At 67.1% G+C, this 15,037-nt stretch carries 17 protein-coding genes; 11 read left to right on the top strand and 6 right to left on the bottom strand.

The genetic code is table 11. The features are described 5' to 3' along the window. Positions 1–45: 45 nt before the first annotated feature. From hutI to ASC79_RS19530, 5 genes are read left to right on the top strand one after another with little or no spacing between them, the layout of a single operon-like run. Positions 46–1,251: an imidazolonepropionase gene (gene hutI, locus ASC79_RS19550; RefSeq protein WP_056026305.1), complete on the top strand. Its 1,206-nt coding sequence runs from the start codon at positions 46–48 to the stop codon at positions 1,249–1,251. Next, entirely contained in the window at positions 1,248–2,780 is a 1,533-nt protein-coding gene (gene hutH / locus ASC79_RS19545; protein ID WP_056026303.1) for a histidine ammonia-lyase, read from the top strand. The genes hutI and hutH overlap by 4 nt, the downstream gene beginning before the upstream one ends. Further along, positions 2,777–3,589, top strand: coding sequence for an N-formylglutamate deformylase (gene hutG / locus ASC79_RS19540; protein WP_056026301.1), 813 nt, complete (start codon positions 2,777–2,779; stop codon positions 3,587–3,589). Before hutH ends, hutG begins: the two co-directional genes overlap by 4 nt. A 7-nt stretch (positions 3,590–3,596) precedes the next feature. Next, entirely contained in the window at positions 3,597–5,264 is a 1,668-nt protein-coding gene (gene hutU, locus ASC79_RS19535) for a urocanate hydratase (RefSeq protein ID WP_056026300.1), read from the top strand. Then, positions 5,264–5,809, top strand: coding sequence for a HutD family protein (locus ASC79_RS19530; RefSeq protein ID WP_056026298.1), 546 nt, complete (start codon positions 5,264–5,266; stop codon positions 5,807–5,809). The genes hutU and ASC79_RS19530 overlap by 1 nt, the downstream gene beginning before the upstream one ends. Here ASC79_RS19530 and ASC79_RS19525 read toward each other — a convergent pair. Continuing rightward, the gene (locus ASC79_RS19525; RefSeq protein WP_082532278.1) at positions 5,806–6,249 is read right to left on the bottom strand and encodes an FKBP-type peptidyl-prolyl cis-trans isomerase; all 444 of its coding nucleotides are present in this window, start codon (positions 6,247–6,249) and stop codon (positions 5,806–5,808) included. The genes ASC79_RS19530 and ASC79_RS19525 overlap by 4 nt on opposite strands. Positions 6,250–6,263: 14 nt before the next feature. Next, the gene (locus ASC79_RS19520; RefSeq protein WP_235528881.1) at positions 6,264–8,213 is read right to left on the bottom strand and encodes a M1 family metallopeptidase; all 1,950 of its coding nucleotides are present in this window, start codon (positions 8,211–8,213) and stop codon (positions 6,264–6,266) included. A gap of 98 nt (positions 8,214–8,311) precedes the next feature. On the opposite strand from ASC79_RS19520, the gene ASC79_RS19515 reads away from it, so the two are divergent. Next, entirely contained in the window at positions 8,312–8,593 is a 282-nt protein-coding gene (locus ASC79_RS19515; RefSeq protein WP_056026293.1) for a DUF2239 family protein, read from the top strand. Between the two features lie 53 nt (positions 8,594–8,646). On the opposite strand, the gene ASC79_RS19510 is transcribed toward ASC79_RS19515, so the two are convergent. Both ASC79_RS19510 and ASC79_RS19505 read right to left on the bottom strand, forming a co-directional pair. Then, positions 8,647–9,219 carry a hypothetical protein gene (locus ASC79_RS19510; RefSeq protein WP_156378498.1) on the bottom strand — a complete coding sequence of 191 codons (573 nt, stop codon included), beginning with the start codon at positions 9,217–9,219 and terminating at the stop codon, positions 8,647–8,649. A gap of 23 nt (positions 9,220–9,242) precedes the next feature. Continuing rightward, positions 9,243–9,464, bottom strand: a complete 222-nt coding sequence (locus ASC79_RS19505; protein ID WP_156378497.1) for a hypothetical protein — start codon at positions 9,462–9,464, stop codon at positions 9,243–9,245. Positions 9,465–9,827: 363 nt separating this feature from the next. On the opposite strand from ASC79_RS19505, the gene ASC79_RS19495 reads away from it, so the two are divergent. Together ASC79_RS19495 and ASC79_RS19490 are read left to right on the top strand one after the other, a co-directional pair. After that, positions 9,828–10,472, top strand: a complete 645-nt coding sequence (locus ASC79_RS19495; protein ID WP_056026285.1) for a S24 family peptidase — start codon at positions 9,828–9,830, stop codon at positions 10,470–10,472. A gap of 65 nt (positions 10,473–10,537) precedes the next feature. Next, positions 10,538–10,945: a hypothetical protein gene (locus ASC79_RS19490; protein WP_056026283.1), complete on the top strand. Its 408-nt coding sequence runs from the start codon at positions 10,538–10,540 to the stop codon at positions 10,943–10,945. On the opposite strand, the gene ASC79_RS21235 is transcribed toward ASC79_RS19490, so the two are convergent. Then, a complete protein-coding gene (locus tag ASC79_RS21235) occupies positions 10,942–11,127 on the bottom strand; it encodes a hypothetical protein (protein WP_156378496.1) in 186 nt (61 codons plus the stop codon). The genes ASC79_RS19490 and ASC79_RS21235 overlap by 4 nt on opposite strands. A 123-nt stretch (positions 11,128–11,250) precedes the next feature. On the opposite strand from ASC79_RS21235, the gene ASC79_RS19485 reads away from it, so the two are divergent. The 3 genes from ASC79_RS19485 to ASC79_RS19475 are packed head-to-tail and all read left to right on the top strand — an operon-like array spanning position 11,251 to position 13,604. Continuing rightward, on the top strand, positions 11,251–11,688 hold the full coding sequence (locus tag ASC79_RS19485) for a MarR family winged helix-turn-helix transcriptional regulator (protein ID WP_056026281.1): 438 nt from the start codon (positions 11,251–11,253) through the stop codon (positions 11,686–11,688). Continuing rightward, positions 11,685–13,118, top strand: a complete 1,434-nt coding sequence (locus ASC79_RS19480; protein WP_056026279.1) for an MFS transporter — start codon at positions 11,685–11,687, stop codon at positions 13,116–13,118. The genes ASC79_RS19485 and ASC79_RS19480 overlap by 4 nt, the downstream gene beginning before the upstream one ends. A gap of 60 nt (positions 13,119–13,178) precedes the next feature. Next, positions 13,179–13,604 (top strand): OsmC family protein, encoded by a 426-nt coding sequence (locus ASC79_RS19475; RefSeq protein ID WP_056026277.1) that lies wholly within the window; start codon positions 13,179–13,181, stop codon positions 13,602–13,604. Here ASC79_RS19475 and ASC79_RS19470 read toward each other — a convergent pair. Further along, on the bottom strand, positions 13,601–14,986 hold the full coding sequence (locus ASC79_RS19470; protein WP_056026275.1) for a sensor histidine kinase: 1,386 nt from the start codon (positions 14,984–14,986) through the stop codon (positions 13,601–13,603). The two genes, ASC79_RS19475 and ASC79_RS19470, sit on opposite strands and share 4 nt — an antisense overlap. Between the last annotated feature and the right edge of the window lie 51 nt (positions 14,987–15,037).

Below are 15,037 nucleotides of genomic sequence, written 5' to 3'. Positions count from 1 at the left end.
GACTTATGTCTATACATATTAGCGGCCATGGGGAAGGAGGCGGACATGCGATGTGATCGACTCTGGGTGAACGCCCGGCTTGCGACCCTGGCCGCCGACCTACCCGGCCTGGGCGTCGTCGAGGACGGCGTGATCGCGGCCCTTGACGGCAAAATCCTGTACGCCGGCCCTGTCGCGGAGGCCGGTTCGCTTACGGCGACGCAGACCATCGATTGCGACGGCCGCTGGATCACGCCGGGCCTCATCGACCCGCATACCCATCTGGTGTTCGGCGGCGACCGCGCGCAGGAATTCGAACTGCGGCTGGCAGGCGCGTCCTACGAGGAGATCGCACGGTCCGGCGGCGGAATCGTCTCGACGATGTCGGCCACCAGGGCCGCGAGCGAGGATGACCTTCTCACCGCCGCCCTGCCCCGCCTTGACGCGCTGATCGCCGAGGGGACCACCACCGTTGAGGTGAAGTCGGGCTACGGACTGTCGCTTGAGCATGAACTGAAGAGCTTGCGCGCCGCGCGCCGGCTGGCTGCCGAAAGACCGGTACGGATCCGGACGACTTTCCTTGGGGCGCATGCCTTGCCCCCGGAGCACTCCGGCGATCCAGACGGTTACATCGACGTCGTCTGCCAAGAAATGATCCCGGCGGTCGCCGCGGAGGGGTTGGCGGACGCCGTCGATGCGTTCTGCGAAGGGATTGGTTTTACTGCAGCTCAGACCCGCCGGGTGTTTGAGGCCGCGCGCGCCCACGACCTGCCTGTCAAGCTTCACGCCGAACAGCTCTCAAACCAGCATGGCGCAGCCCTGGCGGCGGAATTCGGCGCCCTGTCCGCGGACCACCTGGAACACCTCGACATGGAAGGCGTCGCCGCGATGGCTCGCGCGGGCGTCGTGGCCACCCTGCTGCCGGGCGCCTACTATTTCGTGCGCGAGACGAAGCTGCCGCCGATCGAGGCGCTCCGGGGCGCCGGCGTGCCGATCGCGCTGGCCACCGACTGCAATCCCGGCACCTCGCCGCTCACCTCGCCGCTGCTGACGATGAACATGGCCGCTACCCTGTTCCGCCTGACGGTCGAGGAATGCCTGGCTGGCGTCACGCGCGAAGCCGCGCGCGCGCTTGGGATGCTGGGCGTGGCCGGGACGCTGGAGGCCGGAAAGGCCTGCGATCTCGCCATCTGGGACATCGAGCGCCCAGCAGAGCTTGTCTACCGCATGGGGTTCAACCCCCTCCATGCGCGCGTGTGGAGTGGAAAATGAAGAGTGTGATGCTGCGTCCGGGCGAGGTGAGCCTGAGCGAATGGCGGGCGGTCTACCGCGGCGCGGACGTTCAGCTCGACCCGGCTTCAGCGCCGCGGATCGCCGAAAGCGCGGCGGCGGTGGAGCGCATCCTCGCCAGGGGCGAGCCGGTCTATGGCATCAACACCGGCTTTGGAAAGCTGGCCAACGTCCGCATCGACACGGGCGATCTTGAGACGCTGCAGCGGAACATCGTCCTCTCGCATGCGGCCGGCGTCGGAGAACCCTCTCCGGTCCCCGTCGTGCGCCTGATGCTTGCGCTCAAGCTGGCCAGCCTAGCGCAAGGCGCTTCCGGCGTGAGGCCGGCGACGATCGAACTTCTCGAAGCGATGTTGGCCAAGGGGCTGACGCCGGTCGTGCCGGCGCAAGGCTCGGTCGGCGCCTCGGGGGACCTGGCGCCGCTGGCGCACATGGCGGCCACGATGATCGGGGTCGGGGAGATCTTCGTCGGCGAAACAATCCGTCCTGCCGCCGAAGCCCTGGCCCAAGTAGGCTTGAGTGCGCTCGCCCTGGGCCCCAAGGAAGGCCTCGCCCTGCTGAATGGGACGCAGTTCTCCACCGCCAACGCCCTGGCGGGCCTCTTCGAGGCTGAACGCCTTTTCCAGAGCGCATTAGTGACGGGTGCGCTGTCCACCGAGGCGGCGAAGGGCTCGGACACGCCGTTCGATCATCGCATCCACATGCTGCGCCGACACGCAGGCCAGATCGAGACGGCGCATGCGCTGCGCTCTCTGATGGCGGGCTCGGCGATCCGCGCCTCGCACCTGAAGAACGACGAACGGGTTCAGGATCCCTACTGCCTGCGCTGCCAGCCCCAGGTGATGGGCGCCACGCTGGACATCCTGCGCCAAGCCGCCACGACGTTGGGCACGGAGGCCAACGGCGTCTCGGACAATCCGCTGATCTTCCCCGAAACTGACGAGGCCCTGTCCGGCGGCAACTTCCATGCGGAACCCGTCGCATTCGCGGCCGACATGATCGCGTTGGCTGTCTGCGAAATTGGCTCGTTGTCGGAACGGCGCATCGCCATGCTCGTGGATCCGGCCCTGTCGGGGCTGCCTGCGTTCCTGACGCCCAAGCCTGGACTGAACTCAGGTTTCATGATCCCGCAGGTCACCGCCGCAGCGCTTGTCTCCGAGAACAAGCAGAGGGCGTATCCGGCCAGCGTCGACTCCATCCCGACCTCGGCCAATCAGGAAGACCACGTCTCAATGGCCGCCCATGGCGCGCGCCGCCTGTTGTCGATGGTGGAGAACGTCGTCGCCGTCCTGGGGATCGAATTGCTGGCGGGAGCGCAGGGCTCCGACTTCCACGCCCCGCTCGTCTCGAGCGCGCCGCTGGAGGCGGTCCGCGGCCTGCTACGCGCCCACGTGCCGCGCCTCGACGACGACCGACACTTCCATCCGGACATGCAGGCGGCGAACGCCCTGGTGCGTTCGGGCGCCGTCATCGCGGCGGCGCAGGTCGTCGACTTGCCAGGAGTGGGATGATGGGCTGGCTGGAGGTTCGGCGTGGCTCGGCGCCGCTGATCGTAACCTTCCCGCACACAGGAACGGAAATTCCGCCCGCCATCGAGGCGCAGCTTGTCTCCCCCTGGCTGGCCAGGAAAGACGCCGACTGGTGGATCCATCGGTTGTATGACTTTGCGGAGGAATTGGGCGCGACGACTGTGCGCACCGCGATCAGCAGAAGCGTCGTCGACGTCAACCGCGACCCGTCCGGCGCCTCGCTCTACCCGGGCCAGGCCACAACCGAGCTGTGCCCGACGACGACCTTTGACGGGGAACCGCTCTACCGGGATGCGGCGCCGCGAGCAGGCGAGATCGCGCGACGTCGAGCAGATTACTTCGAGCCCTATCACGCCGCTCTCGAAGCGGAGATCGCCCGGTTGCGGCAAGTTCACGACAAGCTCGTGCTATACGAAGCCCACTCGATCCGCTCGCGCATACCTCGACTATTCGACGGCGACCTGCCCAACTTCAATCTGGGCACGAACTCCGGCGAAAGCTGTTCCGCGGACCTGACCGCCGCGGTCGAAGCAGCCTGCGACGATGCTCGCTACAGCCGCGTGACCAACGGGCGCTTCAAGGGCGGCTGGACGACCCGCCACTACGGACGACCGCAGGCCGGCGTCCATGCGATCCAGATGGAGCTGGCCTGTCGGGGCTACATGGACGATCCGGCCAAGCCGCCGACGCCAGCTACCTGGCCCTCGCCCTACTCCCCGGTTCAAGCCGCGCCGCTTCGCGCCGTGCTGATCGAGATCCTGAAGGCCTGCATCGCCTTCGCCGAAGCCTGAGACACCCATGACCCGCATCGACAAGACCCGCGTGATCCGTCCAGCCGTCGGGACCAAGCTGTCAGCCAAGAGCTGGCTGACCGAGGCCCCGCTGCGGATGCTGATGAACAACCTGCATCCCGACGTGGCCGAGCGCCCGGAGGAACTGGTCGTCTACGGCGGCATCGGCCGCGCGGCCCGAGACTGGGAAAGCTACGACAAGATCGTCGAGACTTTGCGTCGGCTGGAGGACGACCAAACGCTGCTGGTTCAGAGCGGCAAGCCAGTCGGCGTCTTCCGCACCCACCCCGACGCACCGCGGGTGCTGATCGCGAACTCCAACCTCGTGCCGCGCTGGGCGACCTGGGATCACTTCAACGAACTCGACCGCCAGGGGCTGGCCATGTACGGCCAGATGACCGCCGGATCCTGGATCTACATCGGGGCCCAGGGCATCGTACAGGGCACCTACGAGACCTTCGTGGAGATGGGGCGCCAGCACTACGGCGGCGACCTCTCCGGTCGCTGGCTGCTGACCGCGGGCCTCGGCGGCATGGGCGGGGCGCAACCGCTTGCAGCCGTGATGGCGGGCGCTTCCTGCCTTGCGATCGAGTGCCAGCCTTCAAGCATCGAGATGCGTCTTCGCACCGGATACCTCGACCGCTCGACTGACAACATTGATGAAGCGCTGGCCTGGATCGACCAGGCCTGCGCCGAGAAGCGGCCGGTCTCGGTCGGCCTGCTTGGCAATGCCGCGGAACTCCTGCCTGAGCTCTACCAGCGCGGCGTCAGGCCCGATCTGCTCACTGACCAGACGTCGGCCCACGATCCGGTGAACGGCTACCTGCCGAAAGGCTGGAGCTTGGAGCGTTGGTACGCCATGCGCGACCAGGATCCGAAGCAGGTCGAAGAGGCCGCTCGCGCCTCCATGGCGGAGCACGTGCAAGCGATGCTGGACTTCCAGGCCGCCGGCGTGCCGACCGTGGATTACGGCAACAACATCCGCCAGATGGCCAAGGAGCAAGGCGTCGCCAACGCATTCGCCTTCCCCGGGTTCGTCCCCGCCTATATCCGCCCGCTGTTTTGCCGCGGCATCGGCCCGTTCCGCTGGGCGGCGCTGTCGGGCGATCCCGAGGACATCTACAAGACCGACGCCAAGGTGAAGGAGTTGATCCCCGACAACGCCCACCTGCACAACTGGCTGGCCATGGCGGCCAAGCGGATCAAGTTCCAAGGCCTGCCGGCGCGCATCTGCTGGGTTGGATTGGGCGATCGGCACCGCCTGGGTCTCGCCTTCAACGAGATGGTTGCGAAGGGCGAACTAAAGGCGCCGGTGGTCATCGGCCGCGATCACCTGGACTCGGGCTCCGTGGCCTCTCCCAACCGGGAGACAGAGGCTATGCGCGACGGCTCCGATGCCGTTTCAGACTGGCCGCTGCTCAACGCCCTCCTCAACACCGCCTCGGGCGCGACCTGGGTCTCGCTGCATCACGGCGGTGGGGTCGGAATGGGTTTCTCACAGCACTCGGGCATGGTCATCGTCTGCGATGGTTCCGACGCCGCAGCGCGTCGGCTAGAGCGCGTCCTGTGGAACGATCCGGCCACAGGCGTCATGCGCCATGCGGACGCCGGCTATGAAATCGCCCTCGAAGTGGCGCGAGAGAAGGGCCTCGATCTTCCGGGCATCCTGTCCTGATGCGCGTCCTTCGCGCCGCAGATCGCAAACCCACGGCCTGGAAGAATGGCGGCGGGACCACTTGGGAGGTTGCGGCATCGCCGGCCGGCTCGACCTTGGACACCTTCGGCTGGCGAATGAGCATCGCGGAGGTCGCCACTGACGGCGCCTTCTCGAACTTCCCTGACGTAGACCGCGTGCTCACGGTGATCGCCGGGAACGGCCTTGAGCTTAAGCTCAAGGACACGACGACGATGTCGCTTGGCGAGAAGTCGGAGCCGTTTGAGTTTCCTGGCGATGCCTCATGCGAGGCGGTATTGGCCGCCGGTGCGATACGCGACTTCAACGTCATGACGCGACGCGGAGCTTGGTCGGCGAAGGTCCGTCGCGCTACGCCGCCCGACCCGTTTCAGACGCAGGCCGATATGACGCTGCTGCTGGCGTGCGCGCCGCTCGATCTCGGCGCCCTGCAGTTGCTCCCCGAGGACGCAGTCCTGCTCGAAGGACCCGCCACTATCGAGTTCTCTGGAGGCTCGCTGATCATCGCCGAGCTTCGTCGCCTCTAGTCCAGAACCTCGACCAGTTCGATGCGGAACTCGAGCGGGGTGTTGGCGGGAATGATGTCCTTGCCCGCTGGCCCATAGGCGTACTCCGGCGGGAGGTAGATCACCCACTCGTCGCCCGGACGCATCAGCGGAAGCACCGTCACCCAGCCCGGGATCAACTTGCCCAGCGGGAAGGTGACCGCCCCGTCAGGGTCGTTCTTTGAGGAGTCGAACACCTTCCCATCTAGGAATTTGCCCTCATAGCGGACCTTGATCGTTGAAGACCTGCTTGGATGACGACCATCCTCGGGGCCGGACTTCAGGACCTTGTATTGGATGCCGGGGATCGTCTTGACGCCCGGCGCTTGGGCGTTGCGCGTGAAGAACTGCGCATTGGCGTCCTGTGCCGCCACCGGCGCCGCGAGCGCCAGCGATAGACATGCTCCTGCGAGTATCCGCATCTGCTTCTCCAATCTCAGGCGCCGTTTACAAGGCGGTCGAGGCTCGCCGCTACCGTCGGGTGGTAGGTCGGCTTCGCCTTCGCAAGGATACGGACCGCAATCGGCTTTCCCCAATCGCCCTGCCGCACGAGGCCAGCATAGAGCGGACGCAGGAAGAGCCCCCGCCCAACGCTCGTCAGGAACTCCTCAAGCGCAGGCAGGGCCGGCTCGTACCGATTGGCGATCGCCAACTCCAGCCAAGCCGACCGGATGTAGCTGTTGGAAGACGTAGAGAGCGTGAAGGTCCGGTCAAGATCGCCCAGCTGCTCGTTTGTCAGCTTGCGAGGCAGGTTGTTCAGGAAGCGCAGCCATTCCTGGGTCGTCCATGCCGACACCGCCAGCTGCGACGCCGGCGCGCCGCTCTTAAAGGCCGCGACCTGAGCATCGACCTTGGCAAGCGCTTCCGACTTCACGTGCACGGCATTGTCCGGAAGACCAGCCGCGTAGGCCCAGCGATCAAGCTGCAGCTTCGCCTCCAACGCCTCGTCGCCTTTGATGAGGTTCGCACGAAGGTCCTTCAAAAAGCCCGCCGTCGTCTGCGGTTGGAAAGCGTGGCGATCGAAGTAGGAGCTAAGATACGCGTCCCAGCGCTCACGCCCGACCGTCGTCTCGATGGTCCGAAGGAAGGTCGCGCCCTTGAAGTAAGCGAGTTGCCCGCTGACATCGCCATAGAGCTTGGTCGAGTCGGCCGTCGCTCCGCCCGCCTCAACGATGTCAGCCTGCATGCCATCCCAATCGAGGTCGGCTTCCATCTGTGCGCGCGGCGCGCCGTACTGCGCCTCCATGATCCGGTTCTCGAAATAGGTCGTGAAACCTTCGTTCAGCCAGCTGTCCGGCCACGTCGCATTGGTGACCAGGTTGCCCGACCAGCTATGCGCCAGCTCGTGGGCGACCAACCCAACATTCGCCCGGTCGCCGGTGATGAAGGTCGGCGTCAGGAAGGTGAGCGTGGGGTTCTCCATTCCTCCGAAAGGGAATGACGGCGGCAACACCAGGACGTCGTAGCGACCCCAACGATAGGGGCCATAGAGCCCCTCGGCAGTCGTCACCATCTGCTCGGTGTCGACCAGTTCGGCGGCGGCCCGGTCCATCATCGACGGTTCAGTATAGACGCCTGTTCGTGGCCCGAGCTCCCTGAACGTCAAATCGCCCACCGCCAGCGCGATCAGGTATGGCGGAACCGACTTGTCCATGCTGAACCGATAGGCGTGTTTGCCGTCACCCGCGGGCTCACCTTTCGGCGTGAGGCGCTCACCGCTCATGACCGCAGTCAGGTCGCTGGGGACAACGATCCGCGCCGTCCAGGTTTGCCGGATGCCCGGACTGTCCTGCGTCGGGATCCAGCTGCGGTTGTTAATGTCCTGCCCTTGGCTGAAGAGGTAGGGCTTGGCCTTGCCAGCGGTCAGCGACGGCGGCAGCCATTGCAGCGCCCGCGCCCCCGCGCTTGAGGTGTAGTGCACGACGATCCGCTTCGCGCCCTTCAGTTGGACGGTCAGCGGCGCGCCCAGTTCGCCGTCTGCCGCCCCCAGCGTCCAAGGCAGGTCGCGACCCCGAGCGTCGGTCACCTTGGAGACTTGCAGGTCAAGCGTGTCGAGGACGATCTCCTGCGCGCCGGGCGCAGCCAAGACGTCCATCGCCGCCTGACCGCTCATCGTCTTGGCGTTGAAGTCGGCGACCAGGTCCAGATCCACGTGGGTCACGCGGGCGACCAGCGGCTGGGCATAGGAACGAGCGTCCCTCGCATCCGGCGTCGTCAGTATCGGCGCGATGGTCGGCGCGGCGAGGACGTCGGTCGCGATAGTCGCGCAGGACAGGGCCGACGCCAGGAGAAGTGCCCGAAGAACAATGCGCATTGTGACGCCCCAGGAAACATGTGGGCTCGTTGAAGCCCGAGTCGACGCCATCCTAGCCGCTGGCGGGGGCAATTCTTACCTTTGTGGCCAACTTTCGCGCATGAACTAGGCTTGTCGGCCTGATCTGCGCTATTTAGACCCGGACACTAATTCGGCTTCGGATTTCCAGGATGACCGATAGACACACCGCCTTTGTCGGCTCACGGGCCCTGGCCTCGGGCACCCTCGCCGAGATCGCGCCTGCAGTGAAGGCGGCGTTCGACGCGGGCGAGGCTCGCCTCCTCGTTTTCAATGATCAGACCGGCCGACAAACCGAGCTGGACCTGCGGGGCGACCTCGACGCCGTGCTGGCAAGGTTGGCGCCCCAGGCCCAGGCGACCGACCGGCCCGCTGGCCGGGGCCGCCCGAAACTTGGCGTCATTGCACGCGAAGTGACGTTGCTGCCGTCTTAGATGGTATCAAATTCCCGGGAAACTTCAAGAACAAAATAGGAACATTTCCCCGCTCAACGACCCGCCAGGATGTCCAACGCCACCTCCAGAACCGCCTCCAGGCGATGGATCTCGCGGTCGCCGCCGCTCACCGCTTCGCGCGGCGTCAACTCCTCGCCGCAGACCATGTCGCACGCGGCGACCAGGGCCGGCTGCAGCCGCAAGCTCTCCCGGTAGACACGCAGCGCATCCCTCGCCCGGGCATTGGCCTCGGCGCGGGAAATCACCGCGCTCAAAGGCATGTCGCTCCCATCGCCCGGCTTCACATCCAGGGTCGAGGCGATGGCGACTTCCCCGCGCGCCTTGCGATAGCAATGGCCGTAGCGCTCGCCCGCCGCCTTCTGCACCGGCGTCAGGCGGCCCTTGCGCGCCAGCCAGTCCAGTCCGGCCAGCCGGCGGTAGGGCCGCTGCCGCTCTCCCCGTGCAGAGGGCGGCGTCTCGAACTCGGCGCCGCGCGCCGCCGACAGCGACACCGTCTCGGCGACACCCTCGGCGACCAGGCGCGCTTCCAGCCGCGCCCTCCCCTGCTGTTCTACTTTTGACAAGCGCTCGCGCTCCAGGCGCGCCAGATAGGCTGCTCGGCTCATCGCGTCCTCCATGTCAGAATTGCTCAGGCGGGATCGACGGGCCCGCAGCCGACGACAGCGTCGCCCAGGCGGTAGACCGCCTCGCTGGACGCCTGCTCGCCCTCAAGGGCCGTCAGTCCGGCCGCGGCCGTCGCCATCAGATCGCGCAGGAACCGCCCGCGCGTCTCCGGCGGCAAGGTGCGCAAGGCGTGCGCGACGACGTCGGCGATCGCCGCGCTCATCGCGGCCACGTCAGCGGCAGGCACACCGCGACCCCATCCTTGCCGATGCGGCGCTCCGAGAAGGCGCAGAAGCCTCCCTCAGCCAGCACCGCCGCCACGTGTTTGTCATGACGCGCGAACCTCGGCAGCTGGATGTCTCCCGCCCCTGCCTGCGCCCTGCCGCGAAACCCCGCTTCCAGCTTCCGCGCGTGATCGGCCGGTAGCCCCAGCTCTACCATGGCGCGCGGGGCCGACGTCCCCATTTGTCGTAGGGCTGAATATTCTTGGCCCGTTGGGGCGGCTCTAACCTGCGTTTCGTGTCCCATGGCGAAAATGTATGGAACATACAGTGAACGGGCAAGCAGATTCTGTATTTATTTTACACATCCAGTTCGCTAGAAGACTCGCATGGACGATCGCTTCCAACGCCTGCGCCTCGCGCGCACCGAGAAGGGCTACGAGACGGCTGCGGCCGCCGCGGACGCCTTCGGTTGGAATCGAAACACCTACTCCTCCAATGAAAACGGCAATGCGACTTTCTCGTACCGCCGGGCGAAGGAATACGCCGCCGCCTTCGGCGTACGTCCCGAGTGGCTCTATGACGCCGCTGGCGCGATGCGTTCGACCGGCGCCGACGGCTTCGCGCCGATCATCGGCCGGGTCGGCGCAAACCCCGAGGGCGACGTCCTGCTCGCCACCGGCCAGGGCAGCGGCGAACTCGCGCCCATCCCGCCAGGGGGCACGGAGAAGGCTGTGGCTTTAAGGGTTTCCGGACACTCCATGCGCGGCCTGGCCGACGACGGCGCCCTGATCTACTTCGAGGATCAGCGCAGCTCGCCCAGCCCGGACATGCTTGGCCAGGTCGTCGTGGTCGAGACCGACACCGACGAGGTTCTGGTCAAGCGGCTGCTGCGCGGCTCCGGCCCCGGCCTGTACGACCTGGAAAGCGTCGCCGGCCCCACGCGCCATGACGCCCGCCTGCGCTGGGCCGCGCACATCACCGCGATCATCCCCCCCTTTCAGGCGCGCCGGATCATCATCAGCGAGGGCTAGAGGGGCGCGGCCGGCCAAGTTCGCTTTCGCTTGCAGCGCGTCAGTATAAAATATACATTAGCCGTATGGCAGAGACTGAACTTCACCGCCTCATCGACGCCGAAGCCTCGGCAGACGCGGCCCGCGCTGAGTTGTCACGGCGAGAATTGGCCCGCTATCGGGGCGTTTGCTGGTCCGGAACCGCCACCGAGGCGCCTGCCGTCAGCTCGCCAGCCACAATCCAGGCGCGTGCAGAGGCGCGGCTGGCGGTTCGCCAGGACTGGCGGAACGGGGCCGACGGCCGCTTCATCGCCGCGATCGCCGACTGCCAGGCCGCCGCCCGCGCCGCTTTCACCACCGGCGAGCGCGCTCGCGCCGGCGCGGCCCGCGGCGAGGCCGCCGACTGGCGCCTCCGCATGCTCGACGAGCTGACGTCGCAGGCCCGCGCGCTCGCCGCCGGCGTGCGCCAGGCCCGGCGATCCATGAGCCTCTAGCCGCGTCCGACCGATCGGCTTGGCGAGCGCCAGGATCGCTGCTCGCCTCGCGCCCGGATCTCATCATGCAGCAGATCTGCAAGGTCGAGCATCTGCTCGCGCGACAGTCTGCTCGTGGCGCCGCGGACTTCCGCAGCGAGCCGCGCCATCTGCGTGGATGGCAAACCTCGATCGGTGCTCATCACCTGTTCCCTCAGGTCAGTCCTCCCAGTCCACTCCCTCAAACGGCGAGCTCGGCGACGCGTTCCCGTTAATCGAGCATCGTCGATTTGACATAGATAGTTCGCCAACCTAACTACATCGCCATGCCGACCACGCCCGAGACGCTCGCCCTCGCCGATAGCCTTCGCGCGCCCCTGCTGCGCGTCGCCCGCCGATTGCGCCAAGAGGCGCAACGCGCGGGCAGTTCGGCGCTGGATGCACTGATCCTCGGCCACATCCGCCGCAACCCCGGAATCGGCGTCAGCGAACTGGCCGACGCCGAGCAGATGTCCCGCCCCAGCATGAGCGGTCACATCAAGCGGCTTGAGGCGGCCGGCTGGATTCTGCGGACCGGCCACGCCCAGGACGGCCGCCGCTCGGGGCTGGAGATCACGCCCCAGGGCGTCGCCCAGATCGACGCGGTCCGCCAACGGCGCAACGATTGGCTCGCCGACCGCTTGACCCGCCTGACGCCGGAGGCGCGCGCCGCCCTAGCCGCCGCCAACGAGCCCCTCCTCCAGCTGCTGAGCTTCGACCAATGAGCCCGGTGGATCAGCCGCTTCGGGACGAAGGCTCCACGCCGGCCACGCGCGGCTGGCTGATCCCGGCGATCATCGGCTCGGCGCTGCTCATGCAGACCATGAACGCGACGGTCATCGCCAACGCGCTGCCGACCATGGCCGTCGCCCTGGACGAGCCGCCGCTGCGGCTCAACCTCGCCATCACCATGTTTCTGCTGGCCTCGGCGGTTTTCCTGCCGATCAGCGGGTGGGTCGCCGACAAGTTCGGCGCCAAGCGCATCTTCATCGTCTCGATGGTGCTCTTCGCGATCTCGTCGGCCGCCTGCGGCTTCGCCCAGGACCTCACCCAGCTGGTCATCGCGCGGATTTTCCAAGGCATGGGCGGGGCGATGATGGCCCCGGTCGGCCGGCTGCTGCTCTTGCGCACGACGCCCAAGGCAGAGCTCGTCGGAGCGATGTCGGTCATGACCATGCCGGCCCTGCTTGGCCCGGTCATCGGCCCCATCGTCGGCGGCGCGATCGTCACGTTCGCCGACTGGCGCTGGATCTTCTTCCTGAGCATCCCGGTGGCCGTCGTCGGCGTGCTTCTCGTCCTGCGCTTCGTACCCAACGTGAAGGAACAGCAGGTCTCTCCCATCGACTGGAAGGGCACGCTGCTGACCGGACTTGGCCTCGCCGGCCTGATCTTCGGCTTTGAGAACCTGGGCCGCGGACTTCTGCCCGACGCCCTGGTCGCGACGATGTTCTTCGGCGGCGCGGCGGCGCTGGTGGTCTACTGGCGTCACGCCCGCGGCAATCCGCACGCCATTCTCGACCTTTCGGTGTTCCGGCTGCAGACCTTCCGCGCCTCGGTCGTCGGCGGCGCGTTCATGCGCATCGCCATGGGCGCCACACCGTTCATGCTGGCCATGCTGCTGCAGATCGGCTTTGGCCTCTCGGCGATCCAGGCCGGGCTGATGACCTTCATCTCGGCGGCCGGCGCGCTGGTCATGAAGACCACCGCTCCTCCGATCCTGCGCCGCTTTGGCTTCCGCTCTGTGCTGATCGTCAACGCCTTGATCGTCGCCGTCAGCTTCGTCGCTTACGGCCTCTTCACCCCGACCACGCCCCACTGGCTGATCCTGGTGATCCTCGCCATCGGCGGCTTCTTCCGCTCGCTGCACTTCACCAGCCTGAACGGCCTGGCCTTCGCCGATATCGACCAGGCCCGCATGAGCCGCGCCTCGACCACCTCGTCGATGGTCCAGCAGCTGGTGCAGTCGGTAGGCATCGGCCTGGCCGCCAGCCTCATGCACTTCTTCATGGTCGCCCGCGGCGAAGACCACCTGACCGCCGCGGCGATCTCGCCGGCCTTCGTGGTCATCGGGCTTATCACGCTGATCTCGCTCGCCTTCTTCATCCCCCTGCCCCGCGACGCCGGCGACGAGATGAACGGCCGGCGGGCGCGGTGATCCATTCGGCCGCTGCGGCGTTATTGCGTCTCCCAGGGGCGATCCCATCAGGAGGCGAGAATGATCCGCAAGGCGCGCGCGGTTTGGCGTGGAACGGGCCGTGACGGCGACGGCGATCTGACCACCGATTCAGGTGTGCTCTCGTCGACGCCCTACAGCTTCAAGACCCGGTTCGAGGACACCCCGGGCACGAACCCCGAGGAGCTGATCGCCGCGGCGCACGCGGGGTGCTTCACCATGCAGTTGGCGTTCCTCATTCAGCGCGCCGGCGCAGCGGCCGAGGAACTCTCGACCGAGGCCGCGGTGTCGCTCGTCCCCGACGGCGAGGGCTTCAAGATCGACCGCTCGGCGCTCACCCTGCGCGCCAAGGTGCCAGGCATGGATCAAGCCAAGTTCGACGAACTCGCCCGCACCGCCGAGAAGAGCTGCCCGGTCTCTCGGCTGCTCAACGCCGAGATCACGCTTGAGGCGACGCTCGAGAGCTAGCGGCGGGCCAGCGGAGTGCTCATCCGGCACTCCGCGCCTTCCGGCGGGAAGGTCAACTCTACCGATCCGCCATATGCCTGCAGCGCGCTGCGCGTCAGCCGCGTGCCAAAGCCGCTGCGCTGAGGCGGGCTCACCGGGGGTCCGCCATACTCGCGCCAATGCAGCGTGAGGTTCCCGCCCCCGACGCCCCAGACGATGGCCACCCGCCCCGCGCCCGACAGCGCCCCGTACTTGGCCGCATTGGTCGCCAGCTCATTGAGGACCATCACCAGGTTCACCGCCATCTCAGGGCCAAGCGGCGCAGGCGCTTCCACGCCCTGAATATCGAACCCTTCGGCCGCGAACGGGGCCAGGGCCGCGTCGATGACGTCCCGCAGATCGGCCGCTTCCCAGACGTTCCGCGTCAGCAGGTCATGGCCGCGGGCCATGGACTGGATGCGGCTGTCGAACGCGGCGCGGAACGCCGCCGGGTCATCCGGCGCATTACGCATCGTCTGCGAGGCGATGGCCTGCACGGCCGCCAGGTTGTTCTTCACCCGATGGTTCAGTTCGCCCAGCAGCAGGTCCTGGCGCTGGCGCGCGGCCACCTGGGCCGAGATGTCCTGCGAGGTCCCGATCACGTGGATTGGCCGGCCCTGCCCGTCGAAAGACACGCGCGCAGCGCCGCGAACCCAGGTCGCCGATCCTCCCTCGCCGCCGCTCGTGGTGCGATGCTCGACGACATAGTGGCCGTCATTCTCGCCGGCGAGCGCGGCCTCATAGGCGACGCGAGTCGCCGGGAAGTCCTCGATATGCACCGCGGCGGCATAGGTCGCGTAATTGATGTCGCCCTCCGGGGGCAGGCCGAACATGCGCCGGGTCCTGGAGTCCCAGTCCACACGATCGGCGGCGACATCGTACTCCCAGAGGCCGAGCTCGGTCGCGTTCAGCGCCAGGGTCAGCCGCGCGCCCTGGCGCTCGGCCTCGACCTGCGCGGCGTGCTGCTGGGTGATGTCGATGATGATGAAGGCGACCTGACCTGCATTGCCGGTCAGCGGCGAGAAGGTCCCGAGGAACCAGCCCTGGCGGCCGCTCGGAAATCGGAAGGAATACTCGATGGTTTCAGCCGCGCCGGTGCTCAGCACTCGGCGCAGGACATTCACGCGCCCCAAGATCTGCTCGGCTTTTATGCCCAGCTCACGGCCGGTGCGCCCGTTCAGGCCGCCATCGGCGCAGCCGTAGAACTCGCAGGCGCCCCGGTTGGCCATGACGAAGCGATAGTCGTCGTCCAGCACCTCGATGACGCCCGCCAGCATCGCGGAGGCCTCAAGCATCGCCTTCAGCAGAGCTTCGCCACCGGCGCTGGCGCTCGGCCAGCCGCCCTTCTGCTCGTCGTCCGCCATTTGTGCTCCGCCCCGCCTGCGAACCGATCCTAAGGCCGGTTCACGCGCGTG

This window comes from Phenylobacterium sp. Root1290, assembly GCF_001425305.1.
Classification (GTDB): Bacteria; Pseudomonadota; Alphaproteobacteria; order Caulobacterales; family Caulobacteraceae; genus Phenylobacterium.
This window is presented reverse-complemented; position numbering and strand designations above follow the sequence as displayed.